We start from the raw sequence: 13,992 nt of genomic DNA on the forward strand, positions 1-13,992 counted from the left end.
AAATTGTTAAAGAGCAGTGCAACGCGGCTTTCGCTCACCGTTGCGAGGTGGCGTATATTACGCTTTCCTCTTTCAGAGTCAACCCGTTATTTCAGGATTTTTTCTCTTCAACCGACCGGGTTAACTGTGAAGTGATTCACATCCGCCGTGTCGATGGAGGCGCATTATAGGGAGCTGCCGAGGAATGACAAGCGGAAATATGCATTTTTATTTTGACCGCTCACCTTTTCGCCAAAAAGGCTATTTCTGATGCTTTTTTATCTCTTTTGGCAGCTCTGCCAGACTATTAATCACCCAATCCGCTGCACTTTCTGCTTCTGGTGTTACGGGCTTACCGGTACGCACTAATATTTTGGTACCCACTCCCGCCGCTGCCGCTGCCTGCATATCTTCCAGCTTATCGCCCACCATATAAGAAGCAGCCATATCAATGTGCAAGAACTCCTGCGCAGAGTTAAACATGCCCGGATGCGGTTTACGGCAGTCACAGGTCTGACGATACTCTTCTACCGTTCCCTGCGGGTGGTGCGGACAGTAGTAAATGCCATCAAGATCGACCCCACGATCGGCCAGCGACCAGTCCATCCATTCCGTCAGCGTCTCAAACTGCGCTTCGGTGAACTTACCACGCGCGATGCCGGACTGGTTCGTTACGACCACCAGCGCATAGCCCATCTCTTTTAGCTGGCGCATTGCCTCTATAACGCCGTCGATAAATTCGAATTCATCGATCTCATGCACATAACCGTGATCCACATTAATAGTGCCATCACGGTCGAGAAAAATTGCGGGTACTGATTTTGCCACCGGTTTGCTCCTGAAAAAGGCCTGTTGAGCTAGTATCTCATGAATCGCAGCGCAATAAAGTGCTCATCGTACAGAGTTGGATTGATTTAGACGTCTGGATGCCTTAACATCCGTTTTGTTTACGGTCATCACCCGTATCTGGCAGAAGAAAATGCCACGGCTAACTTACATACGATAAAAATAATCTAATGATTAAACTTTCCAATATCACCAAAGTGTTCCAGCAGGGGAACCGAACCATTCAGGCGCTGAACAACGTCAGCCTGCATGTTCCTGCTGGTCAAATTTATGGCGTCATTGGCGCATCGGGTGCGGGTAAAAGCACGCTGATCCGTTGTGTTAACCTGCTTGAGCGCCCAACCCAGGGCAGCGTAGAAGTTGGCGGTCAGGAACTTACCGCCCTTTCAGAAAAAGAACTCACCAAAGCGCGCCGTCAAATTGGCATGATCTTCCAGCACTTTAACCTGCTGTCTTCCCGCACGGTGTTCGGCAACGTCGCCTTACCGCTGGAGCTGGATAACACGCCGAAAGAAGAAGTGAAGCGTCGCGTTACCGAACTGCTCGACCTCGTGGGTCTGGGTGATAAGCATGATAGCTACCCGGCAAATCTGTCCGGTGGGCAGAAGCAGCGTGTTGCTATTGCCCGCGCGCTGGCCAGCAACCCAAAAGTACTGCTGTGCGACGAAGCTACCAGCGCACTGGATCCGGCCACCACGCGTTCTATCCTGGAACTGCTGAAGGACATTAACCGTCGCCTGGGCCTGACGATCCTCCTTATTACGCACGAGATGGACGTGGTGAAACGCATCTGCGACTGCGTGGCGGTCATTAGCAACGGTGAACTGATCGAGCAGGACACGGTAAGCGAAGTATTTTCCCATCCGAAAACGCCGCTGGCGCAGCAGTTTATTCAGTCCACGCTGCATCTGGATATTCCAGAAGATTATCTGGAGCGTTTGAAAACCGAGGCAACGGCGGACAGCGTTCCGATGTTGCGTATGGAATTCACCGGTCAGTCCGTTGATGCCCCTCTGCTTTCCGAAACCGCGCGTCGCTTTAACGTGAACAACAACATTATTAGCGCGCAGATGGATTACGCCGGTGGCGTGAAGTTCGGCATCATGCTGACGGAAATGCACGGCACGCAGGAAGAAACCCAGGCCGCAATCGCCTGGCTGCAAGAACATCATGTAAAAGTAGAGGTACTGGGTTATGTCTGAGCCGATGATGTGGCTACTGGTTCGCGGCGTTTGGGAAACGCTGGCAATGACCTTTGTATCGGGTTTCTTTGGTTTTGTGATTGGCCTGCCGGTAGGCGTACTGCTGTACGTGACGCGTCCGGGTCAAATCATTGAGAACGCGAAGCTCTACCGTACGCTCTCCGCGCTGGTGAATATCTTCCGTTCCATCCCGTTTATTATTCTGCTGGTGTGGATGATTCCGTTTACCCGCGTGATCGTCGGCACATCGATTGGTCTGCAGGCGGCTATCGTTCCGCTGACTGTAGGCGCTGCGCCGTTTATCGCCCGTATGGTGGAGAACGCCCTGCTGGAGATCCCAACCGGTTTGATTGAAGCTTCTCGTGCAATGGGGGCAACACCTATGCAGATCGTCCGCAAGGTTCTGCTGCCTGAAGCACTGCCGGGCCTGGTGAACGCGGCAACGATTACGCTTATTACTCTGGTAGGGTATTCCGCGATGGGCGGTGCCGTAGGCGCTGGCGGTTTAGGACAGATTGGTTATCAGTACGGCTATATTGGATATAACGCTACCGTGATGAATACCGTTCTGGTATTGCTGGTTGTTCTGGTTTACTTAATCCAGTTCTCTGGCGATCGCATCGTCCGGGCTGTTACTCACAAATAACGTTACACACAACACAAACTCGACGAGTTAAGGATAAAACATGGCGTTTAAATTAAAGACCTTTGCAGCAGTAGGCGCGCTGATTGGATCTCTGGCACTGGTGGGTTGCGGTCAGGACGAAAAAGATCCAAACCATATTAAAGTGGGCGTTATCGTAGGTGCAGAACAGCAGGTTGCTGAAGTTGCTCAGAAAGTGGCGAAAGAAAAATACGGTCTGGACGTTGAGCTCGTAACCTTCAACGATTACGTTCTGCCGAACGAAGCGCTGAGCAAAGGCGATATCGACGCCAACGCCTTCCAGCATAAGCCATACCTGGATCAGCAGATCAAAGATCGCGGCTATAAGCTGGTTGGCGTGGGTAACACCTTCGTCTACCCGATTGCAGGCTACTCCAAGAAAATTAAATCGCTGGACGAACTGCAGCCGGGTTCTCAGGTAGCCGTGCCTAACGATCCAACCAACCTCGGACGCTCCCTGCTGCTGCTGCAGAAAGTGGGCCTGATCAAACTGAAAGACGGCGTTGGCCTGCTGCCAACCGTTCTGGATGTCACCGAGAACCCGAAAAATCTGAAAATTGTCGAACTGGAAGCACCGCAGCTGCCGCGTTCTCTGGACGATGCGCAGATTGCCCTGGCCGTTATCAACACCACTTACGCCAGCCAGATTGGCCTGACGCCAGCGAAAGACGGTATCTTCGTTGAAGATAAAGACTCTCCGTACGTTAACCTGATCGTGACTCGCGAAGATAACAAAGACGCGGAAAACGTGAAGAAGTTCGTCCAGGCCTATCAGTCAGACGAAGTTTACCAGGAAGCCAACAAAGTGTTTAACGGCGGCGCTGTTAAAGGCTGGTAATCTCACCTCAGTGTAATATCATCAGGACGGGCTTATGCCCGTCTTGTCATTTGTGCAGTCACCTGATTCAATATCTGACGTTTTGATTATCCATTGAGGAATTATTATGCGTGCTTTACCGATCTGTCTTTTAGCACTCATGCTGAGCGGCTGTTCTATGCTAAGCAGATCTCCTGTTGAACCCGTTCAAAGCACGGCAACCCCGCCAAAAACAGAGCCTGCAAAACCGAAAGTGGTTCGCCCTGCGCCGGTTCGCATTATCACCAAGGCTGACGAACTGGTCGGCAAACCGTTCCGTGAACTGGGTGAAGTGAGCGGTGAATCCTGTCAGGCAACCAATCAGGACTCTCCACCGAATATCCCGACTGCGCGTAAACGCATGCAGATTAACGCCGCAAAAATGAAAGCTAACGCGGTGCTGCTGCACAGCTGCGAAGTCACCAGCGGCACGCCGGGCTGCTACCGTCAGGCGGTTTGCATCGGTTCTGCGCTGAACATTACGGCGAAATGAGTGCATTTCAGTTTGAGCAAATAGGCGTTATCCACTCTCCGTATAAAGAGAAGTTCGCCGTGCCCCGCCAGCCCGGTCTGGTCACCAGTGGCAGCGGCGAGCTTCATCTTCAGGCACCTTATAACCAGGCCGATGCGGTACGCGGGCTCAAGTCTTTCAGTCACTTATGGGTGGTATTTGTTTTTCACCAGACAATGGAAGGCGGCTGGCGTCCCACCGTGCGTCCCCCGCGCCTGGGCGGAAATGCGAGAATGGGCGTGTTTGCGACTCGTTCGACCTTCCGCCCCAATCCGATCGGGATGTCGCTGGTTGAACTGAAAGGCATACGTTGCCAGAAGGATCAGGTCATCCTTGAGCTGGGCAGCCTGGACCTGGTTGACGGCACGCCGGTTATCGACATTAAACCCTATTTGCCTTTCGCCGAATCCCTCCCGAATGCGCGTGCAAGCTACGCTCAGGGCGCACCGCAGGCGGATATGCCAGTCTCGTTTACGCCTGAGATAGCCTTACAGCTGAGTCAGCTGGAGAAACGCTATCCTCGCTTACGGCATTTCATCACTGAAGTTCTGGCACAGGACCCCCGTCCGGCCTACCGCAAAGAAGAGGAAGCAGGAAAGACGTACGCCGTCTGGCTGCTGGATTTTAACGTGCGCTGGCGCGTCACTGGGGCAGGTTTCGAAGTGTTTGCCCTTGAACCCAGGTAATTTTGTTCTCCTCTCTTTTGGCATCTTTGCCACACTGGTAAACTAAACCACTTTTTTTGTGTCAGGCTGGCGTTTCAGCCTGTTCCAATCGTCGAAATGGAACCGTAACAACATGCGTACTAGCCAATATCTGCTCTCCACTCTGAAGGAGACACCTGCCGACGCCGAAGTAATCAGCCATCAGCTGATGCTGCGCGCCGGGATGATCCGCAAGCTGGCCTCCGGGTTATACACCTGGCTGCCGACCGGCGTGCGCGTCCTGAAAAAAGTCGAAAACATCGTGCGTGAAGAGATGAACAACGCCGGTGCTATCGAGGTGTCCATGCCCGTGGTTCAGCCCGCTGACCTGTGGCAGGAGAGCGGTCGTTGGGAGCAATATGGCCCAGAACTGCTGCGCTTCGTCGATCGCGGCGAGCGTCCGTTCGTTCTCGGTCCAACGCATGAAGAAGTCATTACCGATCTGATTCGTAACGAGCTGAGCTCTTACAAACAGCTGCCGCTGAACTTCTTCCAGATCCAGACCAAGTTCCGTGACGAAGTGCGCCCACGTTTCGGCGTGATGCGCTCTCGCGAATTCCTGATGAAAGATGCCTACTCTTTCCATACGTCACAGGAATCGCTGCAAGAGACCTACGACAAAATGTACGAGGCTTACAGCAAAATCTTCTCCCGCATGGGTCTGGATTTCCGCGCTGTGCAGGCTGATACCGGCTCCATCGGCGGTAGCGCGTCCCATGAGTTCCAGGTTCTGGCGCAGAGCGGTGAAGACGATGTGATCTTCTCTGACTCTTCAGACTACGCGGCGAACATCGAATTTGCAGAAGCGCTGGCGCCAAAAGAACCTCGCGGCGCGGCAACGCAAGAGATGACGCTGGTTGATACGCCAAATGCGAAAACCATCGCCGAGCTGGTTGAGCAGTTCAGTCTGCCAGTCGAAAAAACCGTGAAAACGCTGCTGGTGAAATCCACCGAAGGCAGCGCTTACCCGCTGGTTGCCCTGCTGGTGCGTGGCGATCATGAACTGAACGAAGTGAAAGCCGAAAAGCTGCCGCAGGTCGCCAGCCCGCTGACGTTCGCCACGGAAGCGGAAATCCGCGCCGTCGTGAATGCTGGCCCAGGCTCTCTCGGTCCGGTGAATATGCCGGTTCCTGTCGTTATTGACCGCACGGTTGCTGCAATGAGCGACTTCTCCGCGGGTGCTAACATCGACGGTAAACATTACTTCGGCATTAACTGGGATCGCGACGTGGCGACGCCAGAAGTGGCAGACATCCGTAACGTGGTTGCAGGCGACCCAAGCCCGGACGGCCAGGGTACGCTGATGATCAAGCGCGGTATCGAAGTGGGCCACATCTTCCAGCTGGGTGATAAATACTCTCGTGCGCTGAACGCCGCCGTTCAGGGTGAAGATGGCCGTAACCAGATCCTGACCATGGGCTGCTACGGTATCGGGGTAACGCGCGTGGTGGCTGCGGCCATCGAGCAGAACTACGACGAGCGCGGCATCGTCTGGCCGGACAATATCGCGCCGTTCCAGGTGGCCATTCTGCCAATGAACATGCACAAGTCTTACCGCGTGCAGGAGCTGGCCGAGAAGCTGTACGCCGAGCTGCGCGCTCAGGGTATCGAAGTGCTGATGGATGACCGTAAAGAGCGTCCGGGCGTGATGTTTGCCGATATGGAACTGATCGGTATCCCGCACACCGTCGTCATCGGCGACCGTAACCTCGACAGCGATGAGATTGAATACAAATACCGTCGCAGCGGCGAAAAACAGATGATCAAGACCGGCGATATTCTTGATTACCTGGTGAAAGCCATCAAAGGCTAAACAAAAAACCCCGCTCTGGCGGGGTTTTTTAATGGCTCAACGTCAATTTATTTACTGTTACAGTCTTTACCCGCGACAAACTTCGCGTCTTTATCTGCCACCAGCGTTTTCACCATCTCCCCGCTATCCGGGTTTGGCTCGAGCGTAAAGTGGCCATCAACCGTCAGCAATACCGGCTTGCTGTCATTGCCGCGCGCCACGGCGTAATCACGTTCAAGCTGCGCATTGTTTGCCACGCTGACTTTCTTACCGGTAGCGCAGTCAGTAAAGATCGCCGCATCCGCCATATAGAAATACATCCCCCGCATCGCCATTGGCGTGGCTGGCAGCGCCGCTTTCACCGGCGTCAGCGTGTAGTTGAGCTGGGATTCAATCGGATTGCCTTCCCGGTCGAGCATTTCCATGTTCTCACCTTTAGGGCGGAACCAGGTTTTGTCACCGGAGGTATCCGTCAGGACCAGCTTCTCCGCCGTACGCGCCCATGTCCCGTAGGTGGCAAATGAAGAGGGTTCTTTCGCGCCCTGGTAGCGCTGGTTCATCACCCAGGTACCGTCTTTTTGCAGGAACAGTGACGTTTCAATGCCTTCGCAGTCCGCGCAAGGCAATACGCCGTGCCAGCTCTGCTGCATTGGCTTTAACTCTTCATTCTGCGCTGGCTGCAAAACCTGCGTTTCAGAACGGTTGTTACACCCGAAAAGCGCAAACAATGTACTCACTGCCAGCGCTGAAAATAATGCTTTTTTCACAATGAATTCCTTATGAAAATTGTGTTCCCTTTCGTCACTCCATCGGGCGACGAACTTTACCGCGTAATGCTTTCACTGTGGATTTTTGGGCTTTCGAGGACAGCCGACGCTCTTTCGATGCGCGGGTTGGCCGCGTTGCCCGGCGGCTTTTTTGTACTGCCGTTAACTCTTTGATGACCGCCACCAGCCTGGCTAGCGCCGCTTCCCGGTTTAATTCCTGGCTGCGGTACTCCTGGGCTTTGATCACAATCACACCATCGCTGGTGATCAAGTGATGGCTGGCGGCAAGCAGACTTTCTTTATAATACTCTGGCAGGCTTGAGGCCCGAATGTCAAAACGCAAATGGATAGCCGTCGACGCCTTGTTGACGTGCTGCCCGCCCGCGCCCTGAGCACGGATGGCGGCGATCTCCAGCTCGCTATCAGGGATGCTGACGCTTCGGGACAAGACGATCATGGCGCAGGCTGCCAGGCTGTCAGATGAATTTCCAGATTATTCTGAGAATCAGAAAGCCAGATGGCTCCGTCCTGGATCGTTGCCTGCAGCGCCATCGTCCGGCTGGCGAACTCGCTCAGCTGCGCCAGCTGTTCATCATCCAGATACCAGACGGCGAGATTTTTAAACTGCGCGCATTTATTCTTATTTTGCTGCCACCAAATCTCCGCCGCGCGCTGGTTATAGGCGAATAACGCCACTTCCGCAGACTGAGTACACGCCTTTTTGATCCTGCGCTCGTCCGGCAGACCGAGTTCAATCCATAAATCGATCCCCAGATGGTCGTTGCGCAGCCAGGCTTCAGGCTCGTCTTCCGCGCTTAACCCACGGGTAAACTGCAGACGTTCATCAGCATACTTAATCCACGCCAGCAGGCGCAGCATCATACGCTCCTGTGTTTCGGAGGGGTGGCGTGCCAGCGTAAGCGACGCGTCCAGAAACTGGTTGCGATCAAGATCGGCCACGTTGACCACTGCTTTATAAATTGTCGCTTTCAGCGCCATGAGAGAACTCCATTCGAATCAGCCGCACATTGTAGCGAAAACGGAGGCAAAAGGCTGTTACCGAGTAATAAATACACCGCTATCAAGGCGCTGATATTGCTTAAATGAGTATGGTATAGTCACCTTGCTAAACCGAGTTTATCTTCGTAGGCTTAATGATATCTCACAGTAAGTCAGTGCGCTGGCGGGAGGGGATGTGAATAATTATTGTGAGTTAATTCGCAAACGGTATGCGGAAATCGCCAGCGGAGATCTGGGGTATGTCCCGGACGCGTTGGGCTGTGTATTGAAGGTGCTTAATGAAGTGGCCTCTGATGAGAGCCTTTCAGAGTCGGTCAGGGAAAAAGCAGCGTATGCTGCGGCGAATTTACTGGTGAGCGATTATGTCGATGAATGATACTTATCAACCCATCAATTGTGATGACTATGACAACCTCGAACTCGCCTGCCAGCATCATTTAATACTGACGCTGGAGCTAAAAGATGGCGAAGTGTTGAAGGCGAAGGCCAGCGATCTGCTTTCACGCAAGAATGTGGAATACCTGGTCGTGGAAGATGCCGGTGCGACGCGCGAGCTGCGTCTGGACAAAATAGCCAGCTTCAGCCACCCGCAAATCGGCACCGTCGTGGTGAGCGAATCCTGATGACACTAACGGGCAGCCGGGCTGCCCGTTACGCTTTCCGCCACTCGAAGCTGGCACCCTCTTCTGTCCACCCCTCTTTCGTGATGAACACCCCTGCAGCAGCAATCAGCGTTTCACCGTAGAACAGCAGCGGCGTGGTGTCGCGCAGCCACGGCGGCACGTTGTACTCCTGCCATATCTTTTTCAGCTTCCGTCCCCCGTTGCGTCCGACGATATGCAGCAAGCCGCCAGCCTTAAAGCGCACGCTGACGGGTTCACTGGGCTTTGGCAGACGCACATGCCCAGTCGGCATCAGAGAGACACTCCCCGCGTCCTGGGGCAATATCAGCGGTGCCTCTGGTGAGGTCCAGTGAAGCACCACATCGGTCAGCGAGGGGGAGTATTTTACCCACCAGAGTTTGCCTTTATAGCGTCTGACCTCATATCCACTCAGGTGTACGCAGGGGGAAGCATCTTCCCGCGCCTGCGCGACTTCGTCCCAGATACGGCTAAGCATTGCCCGCGACGGCATCGCAGCATGATGAGTGGCTAGCCAGCGACGTAACAGCGCGGCCCGACGCGCCGGGCTTATCGCCTCCAGAGGCGCAATTGCCAGCGCACCGTCTTCTGAAATGAGGTCAGACAGCTCCTCGCTGAGTAACTCATCCAGCAGGCTTTCCTGTTCGGCACACAGCATGGCGCTTCTTGCCGTCGCGTCGGCGAAATGCGGCCAGCGCTCGCTTAAAAGCGGGAGGATGCGCAGACGCAGGAAGTTACGATCGTAGCTATCGTCCTGGTTGCTCTCATCTTCGATCCAGCTCAGCTGATGTTCCCGCGCCCAGGCTTCCAGCGACGCGCGTGTCTCGCCAAGCAACGGCCGTAATAATTGCGCTCCGGCAAACTCTGAACGCGCCGGCATGGCGGAAAGCCCCGCGGGTCCGCTGCCCCGCTTAAGTGCCAGCAAAAAGGTTTCGCACTGATCGTCCAGATGCTGCGCCGTGACCAGCGCTTCGCCGGGCAGCAATACGCCGGCAAAAGCGGTATAGCGGGCTTTACGCGCCTGCGCCTCAATACCCAATCCTTCATCAGCAAGCGTGACGCGCTCAACGATGAGCGGGATAGCCCACGCATCACACAAGGCTTCACAGTGTGCCACCCACTCCTCTGCATGACGGCTTAGTCCGTGGTGGATATGTATAGCCCGAAGCTGGACGCCAGGGTCCCGGTCGCGCCAGAGCTTAAGGCGATGCAGCAACACGGTGGAATCCAGGCCACCGCTAAACCCCACCAGCAGCTGGCGGTACGGTGAAACGGCTTGTGCGATAGCGGGTAAGATCATAGGAAATTACACATAAAAAATGCCCGAACTGAGCGGGCATTATCACACAGGACAAACATTATTGCTGGTAAAGCTCCAGCGGCAGGCCGTCCGGGTCGTTAAAAAAGGTAAACCGCTTGTTGGTAAACGGATCGACGCGAATCGCCTCGCACGTCACGCCGTGCGCTTCCAGGTGTTTTACTGCGCTATCAAGGTCATCAACGCTGAAAGCCAGATGACGCAGGCCGCAGGCTTCCGGGCGGGACGGACGCGAAGGCGGGAAAGGAAAAGAGAACAGCTCAATCACATACTGCCCGTTTAGCGCGAGATCGCCCTTCCAGGAGTCACGCTCCTCGCGGTAGGCCTCGCTCATGAGCGTAAAGCCAAGAATGTCGCAGTAGAAGGCCTTACTTTTCGCGTAATCGGTGGCGATGATCGCAATATGGTGAACCGCTTTTAAACCCAGCATAGCTTCTCCTTTTTATGATGCCTGAACGTTACAACCGAAAACCCACACCTGGCAAGCGGTCACCTTTATTTTAGGACTCGCACCCAGTAAACGCCGTTTTCGTCGCGTTTCGCGCCGTGAATATCCGTTTCAAAGCCTGGATAGTGACGTCCTACCGAACAGAGCATCAGCAGAAAATCGAGCACCGCCCGGCTCTCCTCGGTGATCATCTCACCCGGCATCAGCAGCGGCACGCCCGGCGGATACGGCAGGATCATGTTGGCCGATACCCGCCCGACCAGATTTTCCAGTTCAACGGTTTCGACTTCGCCTTTCACCTGCCGCTGCCAGGCCTTGTGCGGCGTCAGCTTCATATCAGGCAGGACGTCAAACGCCTGGAGCATCAGGCGCGGCAGATCGTGCTGGCGAATCAGCCGGTGGATCCCCTGGGCCAGATCCTGAATGCGCATGTTGCGGTAAAAGTCAGGATCTTCCGCGTAGAGATCCGGCAGCATGTTCTTCACCCGCAGGTTGAGATCATAGGCGCGCTTGAACTCCATCAGCCCGCGGAGCAAACCCATCGCCCGAGTTTTATCGATCCCGATGCTGAACAGGAACAGCAGATTGTAAGGACCGGTTTTTTCCACCACCACGCCGCGCTCGTCAAGGAACTTCGCTACCAGTGCAGCAGGGATCCCCTCCTCGCCCATCACGCCCTGTTCGTCCATGCCCGGCATCAGGATCGTCACCTTCACAGGATCGAGAAACATGTGGTCCGCATCGGCATCCCGGAAGCCGTGCCAGCTCTCTCCCGGCGCGACGGGCCAGCACTCCGCCTCGTCGATCTCTTCCGGCTGCCAGATATCGAAGAACCAGCCGTCGGCCTCATCCTTCAGCCGCTGGACCTCTTTACGGAAATGCAGCGCCCGTTCCACCGAGCGGTTAATCAGGCGCTTACCCGGATTGCCGCGCAGCATCGCCGCCGCCGTCTCGATAGAGGCCACCAGCGGATAGCTCGGTGAGGTAGTGGTGTGCATCATAAAGGCTTCGTTAAACGTATCCTCGTCGTACTCGCCTTTAATATGGATTAACGAAGCCTGCGAAAACGCGGCCAGCATTTTGTGCGTCGACTGCGTTTCGAAAAATACCTTGCCCGGCACGCGCTCGCCGCTCATCCCGCTTTTGCCCGAGTAAATCGGGTGGAAGTTGGTATAGGGCACCCACGCGGAATCGAAGTGGATCGACGGTACGTCCAGCGTCTGCTTGATCCAGTTCGTGTTATACAGCAGACCGTCATAGGTGGAGTTGGTGATTACCGCATGGACAGGCCAGCTTGCGTCGGGGATCGCCGCGACCTTACTTTCGATGGCTTGATGGGTGAACTCCCGGCGCGGAATGCCGCCGAGGATACCGAGCGCGTTACGCGTGGGTGACAGCCAGATCGGAACGACGTCGCTCATCATCAGCAGGTGCGCCAGCGACTTGTGGCAGTTACGGTCAATCAGCAACGTGCTTCCGGTTGGCGCGGCGTACATCCCGACGATTTTGTTCGAGGTCGAGGTGCCGTTGGTCACCATATAGCTCTGCTCGGCACCAAAAGTGCGGGCGATATACTCTTCAGCTTCAAGATGTGGGCCGGTGTGATCCAGCAGAGAACCCAGTTCTGTCACTGAAATCGACACGTCTGCTTTCAGGGTGTTGCCGCCGAAGAAATCGTAGAACAGGCACCCCACCGGGCTTTTTTGATAGGCCGTTCCGGCCATGTGTCCCGGCGTACAGAAGGTGTATTTCCCCTCTTTCACATAGGTGAACAGCGCGCGCGTAAACGGCGGCGTGATGTTATCAAGGTATTCACCGGTGTACTGCTGAATGCGGGTCGCAATGTCCTCGGCCACGCCGAGCGAGTATTCGAAGAACCACAGCGCCATGCGCATATCGTGCGCGCTGACGTCCATGGTCGAGTGAGTGTTGATAAAGGCGTAGAGCGGAAGGTATTCATTCAGCCTGTTGATCTCGCTGCACAGCTCCATGTCGTATTCGTCCCAGTCGAATATCACGCCACAGATGCGCGGATTATGTTCGATGAATTTCAGCAGATCGGCGCTGTTTTGCGGCCAGATCAGCTGATAACCGCGCGCTTTAAGGGCTTGCTCCAGCTCCTTGATGGGCTCGTCTTTATAAAAGACGCCGTGTGGCCCCATGATGGCAATGATGTTCATGGTTTACCTCCTTGAAAAACATCAGATAAGCATAGTTAAGGTAAACGGCAGGTATAAAAAAAGCCGCAACAATGTGCGGCTTTTCAGATAATTGTGAAGCTTACGCGTAACCGTAGGTCATCAGACGCTGGTAACGACGGTTGAGCAGGTCTTCTTTGCTCAGGACGTCCAGATCGGCCAGGTCGGCCAGCAGCTGTGCTTTCAGGGAAGCAGCCATCACTTCCGGCTTACGATGCGCGCCGCCCAGAGGCTCCGGGATAACGGTGTCGATCAGCTTCAGCTCTTTCAGACGCGGCGCAATGATGCCCATCGCTTCAGCGGCCAGCGGCGCTTTGTCGGCGCTTTTCCACAGAATGGACGCACAGCCTTCCGGGGAGATAACGGAATAGGTGCTGTACTGCAGCATATTCACTTTATCGCCCACGCCAATCGCCAGCGCGCCGCCGGAACCACCCTCACCGATAACGGTACAGATGACCGGAACCTTCAGGCGAGACATCTCGCGCAGGTTGCGTGCGATAGCTTCAGACTGGCCGCGCTCTTCCGCGCCTACGCCTGGGTATGCACCCGGCGTGTCGATGAAGGTGATGATTGGCATGTTGAAACGCTCGGCCATCTCCATCAGACGCAGGGCCTTACGGTAGCCTTCTGGTGCTGGCATACCGAAGTTACGACGGATCTTCTCTTTGGTTTCACGGCCTTTCTGGTGACCAATGATCATCACCGGGCGTCCGTCCAGACGCGCGATACCGCCAACGATAGCTTTATCGTCAGCGTATGCGCGGTCGCCTGCCAGTTCGTCAAATTCGTCAAACGCCAGGCGGACATAATCCAGGGTGTACGGACGCTGTGGATGACGCGCCAGCTGCGCGATCTGCCATGCGCCGAGATCGGCAAAGATTTTGCGCGTCAGCTCTACGCTTTTTTCGCGCAGACGATGCACTTCTTCGTCGATGTTAATATCCAGTTTTTCATCCTGACGGCTTACCGCTGTCAGAGAATCGATTTTCGCTTCCAGCTCAGCAATCGGCTGTTCGAAATCAAGGAAATTCAGACTCATAGTA

General features: G+C 54.9%; 16 protein-coding genes. 8 read left to right on the forward strand and 8 right to left on the reverse strand.

Features of this window, described 5'->3' with window-relative positions:
- Positions 1-240: 240 nt before the first annotated feature.
- Entirely contained in the window at positions 241-807 is a 567-nt protein-coding gene (gene gmhB, locus IM265_RS15680; protein WP_028015601.1) for a D-glycero-beta-D-manno-heptose 1,7-bisphosphate 7-phosphatase, read from the reverse strand.
- Between the two features lie 188 nt (positions 808-995).
- Here gmhB and metN point away from each other — a divergent pair, with 188 nt between their 5' ends.
- The 6 genes from metN (at position 996) to proS (ending at position 6,575) form a co-directional block, all read left to right on the forward strand.
- Positions 996-2,027: a methionine ABC transporter ATP-binding protein MetN gene (gene metN / locus IM265_RS15685; RefSeq protein ID WP_193030290.1), complete on the forward strand. Its 1,032-nt coding sequence runs from the start codon at positions 996-998 to the stop codon at positions 2,025-2,027.
- On the forward strand, positions 2,020-2,673 hold the full coding sequence (locus IM265_RS15690; RefSeq protein ID WP_003856130.1) for a methionine ABC transporter permease MetI: 654 nt from the start codon (positions 2,020-2,022) through the stop codon (positions 2,671-2,673). The genes metN and IM265_RS15690 overlap by 8 nt, the downstream gene beginning before the upstream one ends.
- Positions 2,674-2,713: 40 nt before the next feature.
- Entirely contained in the window at positions 2,714-3,529 is an 816-nt protein-coding gene (gene metQ, locus IM265_RS15695) for a methionine ABC transporter substrate-binding lipoprotein MetQ (protein WP_014168729.1), read from the forward strand.
- Between the two features lie 106 nt (positions 3,530-3,635).
- Positions 3,636-4,040, forward strand: coding sequence for an Rcs stress response system protein RcsF (gene rcsF, locus IM265_RS15700; protein ID WP_008501883.1), 405 nt, complete (start codon positions 3,636-3,638; stop codon positions 4,038-4,040).
- Entirely contained in the window at positions 4,037-4,744 is a 708-nt protein-coding gene (gene tsaA / locus IM265_RS15705) for a tRNA (N6-threonylcarbamoyladenosine(37)-N6)-methyltransferase TrmO (RefSeq protein ID WP_193030288.1), read from the forward strand. The genes rcsF and tsaA overlap by 4 nt, the downstream gene beginning before the upstream one ends.
- Positions 4,745-4,856: 112 nt before the next feature.
- Positions 4,857-6,575: a proline--tRNA ligase gene (gene proS, locus IM265_RS15710; protein ID WP_028015597.1), complete on the forward strand. Its 1,719-nt coding sequence runs from the start codon at positions 4,857-4,859 to the stop codon at positions 6,573-6,575.
- 47 nt (positions 6,576-6,622) lie between these two features.
- Here the strand turns inward: proS and nlpE are convergent, their stop codons facing one another.
- The 3 genes from nlpE to IM265_RS15725 are packed head-to-tail and all read right to left on the reverse strand — an operon-like array spanning position 6,623 to position 8,320.
- On the reverse strand, positions 6,623-7,321 hold the full coding sequence (nlpE, locus tag IM265_RS15715; protein ID WP_193030286.1) for an envelope stress response activation lipoprotein NlpE: 699 nt from the start codon (positions 7,319-7,321) through the stop codon (positions 6,623-6,625).
- Positions 7,322-7,355: 34 nt separating this feature from the next.
- On the reverse strand, positions 7,356-7,778 hold the full coding sequence (arfB, locus tag IM265_RS15720; RefSeq protein WP_028015595.1) for an alternative ribosome rescue aminoacyl-tRNA hydrolase ArfB: 423 nt from the start codon (positions 7,776-7,778) through the stop codon (positions 7,356-7,358).
- A complete protein-coding gene (locus IM265_RS15725) occupies positions 7,775-8,320 on the reverse strand; it encodes a YaeQ family protein (RefSeq protein WP_028015594.1) in 546 nt (181 codons plus the stop codon). Before IM265_RS15725 ends, arfB begins: the two co-directional genes overlap by 4 nt.
- Positions 8,321-8,516: 196 nt before the next feature.
- Here IM265_RS15725 and IM265_RS15730 point away from each other — a divergent pair, with 196 nt between their 5' ends.
- The gene (locus IM265_RS15730; RefSeq protein ID WP_008501889.1) at positions 8,517-8,717 is read left to right on the forward strand and encodes a YaeP family protein; all 201 of its coding nucleotides are present in this window, start codon (positions 8,517-8,519) and stop codon (positions 8,715-8,717) included.
- Positions 8,704-8,964, forward strand: coding sequence for a Rho-binding antiterminator (gene rof, locus IM265_RS15735; protein ID WP_028015593.1), 261 nt, complete (start codon positions 8,704-8,706; stop codon positions 8,962-8,964). The genes IM265_RS15730 and rof overlap by 14 nt, the downstream gene beginning before the upstream one ends.
- Before the next feature lie 28 nt (positions 8,965-8,992).
- Here rof and tilS read toward each other — a convergent pair whose 3' ends face one another.
- From tilS to accA, 4 genes are all read right to left on the reverse strand, one after another.
- A complete protein-coding gene (tilS, locus tag IM265_RS15740) occupies positions 8,993-10,282 on the reverse strand; it encodes a tRNA lysidine(34) synthetase TilS (RefSeq protein ID WP_193030284.1) in 1,290 nt (429 codons plus the stop codon).
- Between the two features lie 58 nt (positions 10,283-10,340).
- Positions 10,341-10,730 carry a VOC family protein gene (locus IM265_RS15745; RefSeq protein ID WP_049000570.1) on the reverse strand — a complete coding sequence of 130 codons (390 nt, stop codon included), beginning with the start codon at positions 10,728-10,730 and terminating at the stop codon, positions 10,341-10,343.
- 65 nt (positions 10,731-10,795) lie between these two features.
- Positions 10,796-12,928, reverse strand: a complete 2,133-nt coding sequence (locus IM265_RS15750) for a lysine decarboxylase LdcC (protein WP_193030282.1) — start codon at positions 12,926-12,928, stop codon at positions 10,796-10,798.
- 100 nt (positions 12,929-13,028) lie between these two features.
- Positions 13,029-13,988: an acetyl-CoA carboxylase carboxyl transferase subunit alpha gene (gene accA / locus IM265_RS15755; protein WP_013095666.1), complete on the reverse strand. Its 960-nt coding sequence runs from the start codon at positions 13,986-13,988 to the stop codon at positions 13,029-13,031.
- Positions 13,989-13,992: the final 4 nt, after the last annotated feature.

Source organism: Enterobacter cloacae complex sp. P17RS (genome assembly GCF_014895885.1).
Classification (GTDB): Bacteria; Pseudomonadota; Gammaproteobacteria; order Enterobacterales; family Enterobacteriaceae; genus Enterobacter; species Enterobacter bugandensis.

Excerpts from the sequence above, each read along its gene's own strand:
- tilS (WP_193030284.1), bottom strand. The coding sequence starts at position 10,282 with ATGATCTTACCCGCTATCGCACAAGCCGTTTCACCGTACCGCCAGCTG.
- tsaA (WP_193030288.1), top strand. The coding sequence starts at position 4,037 with ATGAGTGCATTTCAGTTTGAGCAAATAGGCGTTATCCACTCTCCGTAT.
- metN (WP_193030290.1), top strand. The coding sequence starts at position 996 with ATGATTAAACTTTCCAATATCACCAAAGTGTTCCAGCAGGGGAACCGA.
- metQ (WP_014168729.1), top strand. The coding sequence starts at position 2,714 with ATGGCGTTTAAATTAAAGACCTTTGCAGCAGTAGGCGCGCTGATTGGA.
- rof (WP_028015593.1), top strand. The coding sequence starts at position 8,704 with ATGTCGATGAATGATACTTATCAACCCATCAATTGTGATGACTATGAC.
- accA (WP_013095666.1), bottom strand. The coding sequence starts at position 13,988 with ATGAGTCTGAATTTCCTTGATTTCGAACAGCCGATTGCTGAGCTGGAA.
- IM265_RS15725 (WP_028015594.1), bottom strand. The coding sequence starts at position 8,320 with ATGGCGCTGAAAGCGACAATTTATAAAGCAGTGGTCAACGTGGCCGAT.
- proS (WP_028015597.1), top strand. The coding sequence starts at position 4,857 with ATGCGTACTAGCCAATATCTGCTCTCCACTCTGAAGGAGACACCTGCC.
- rcsF (WP_008501883.1), top strand. The coding sequence starts at position 3,636 with ATGCGTGCTTTACCGATCTGTCTTTTAGCACTCATGCTGAGCGGCTGT.
- IM265_RS15690 (WP_003856130.1), top strand. The coding sequence starts at position 2,020 with ATGTCTGAGCCGATGATGTGGCTACTGGTTCGCGGCGTTTGGGAAACG.
- IM265_RS15745 (WP_049000570.1), bottom strand. The coding sequence starts at position 10,730 with ATGCTGGGTTTAAAAGCGGTTCACCATATTGCGATCATCGCCACCGAT.
- IM265_RS15750 (WP_193030282.1), bottom strand. The coding sequence starts at position 12,928 with ATGAACATCATTGCCATCATGGGGCCACACGGCGTCTTTTATAAAGAC.
- arfB (WP_028015595.1), bottom strand. The coding sequence starts at position 7,778 with ATGATCGTCTTGTCCCGAAGCGTCAGCATCCCTGATAGCGAGCTGGAG.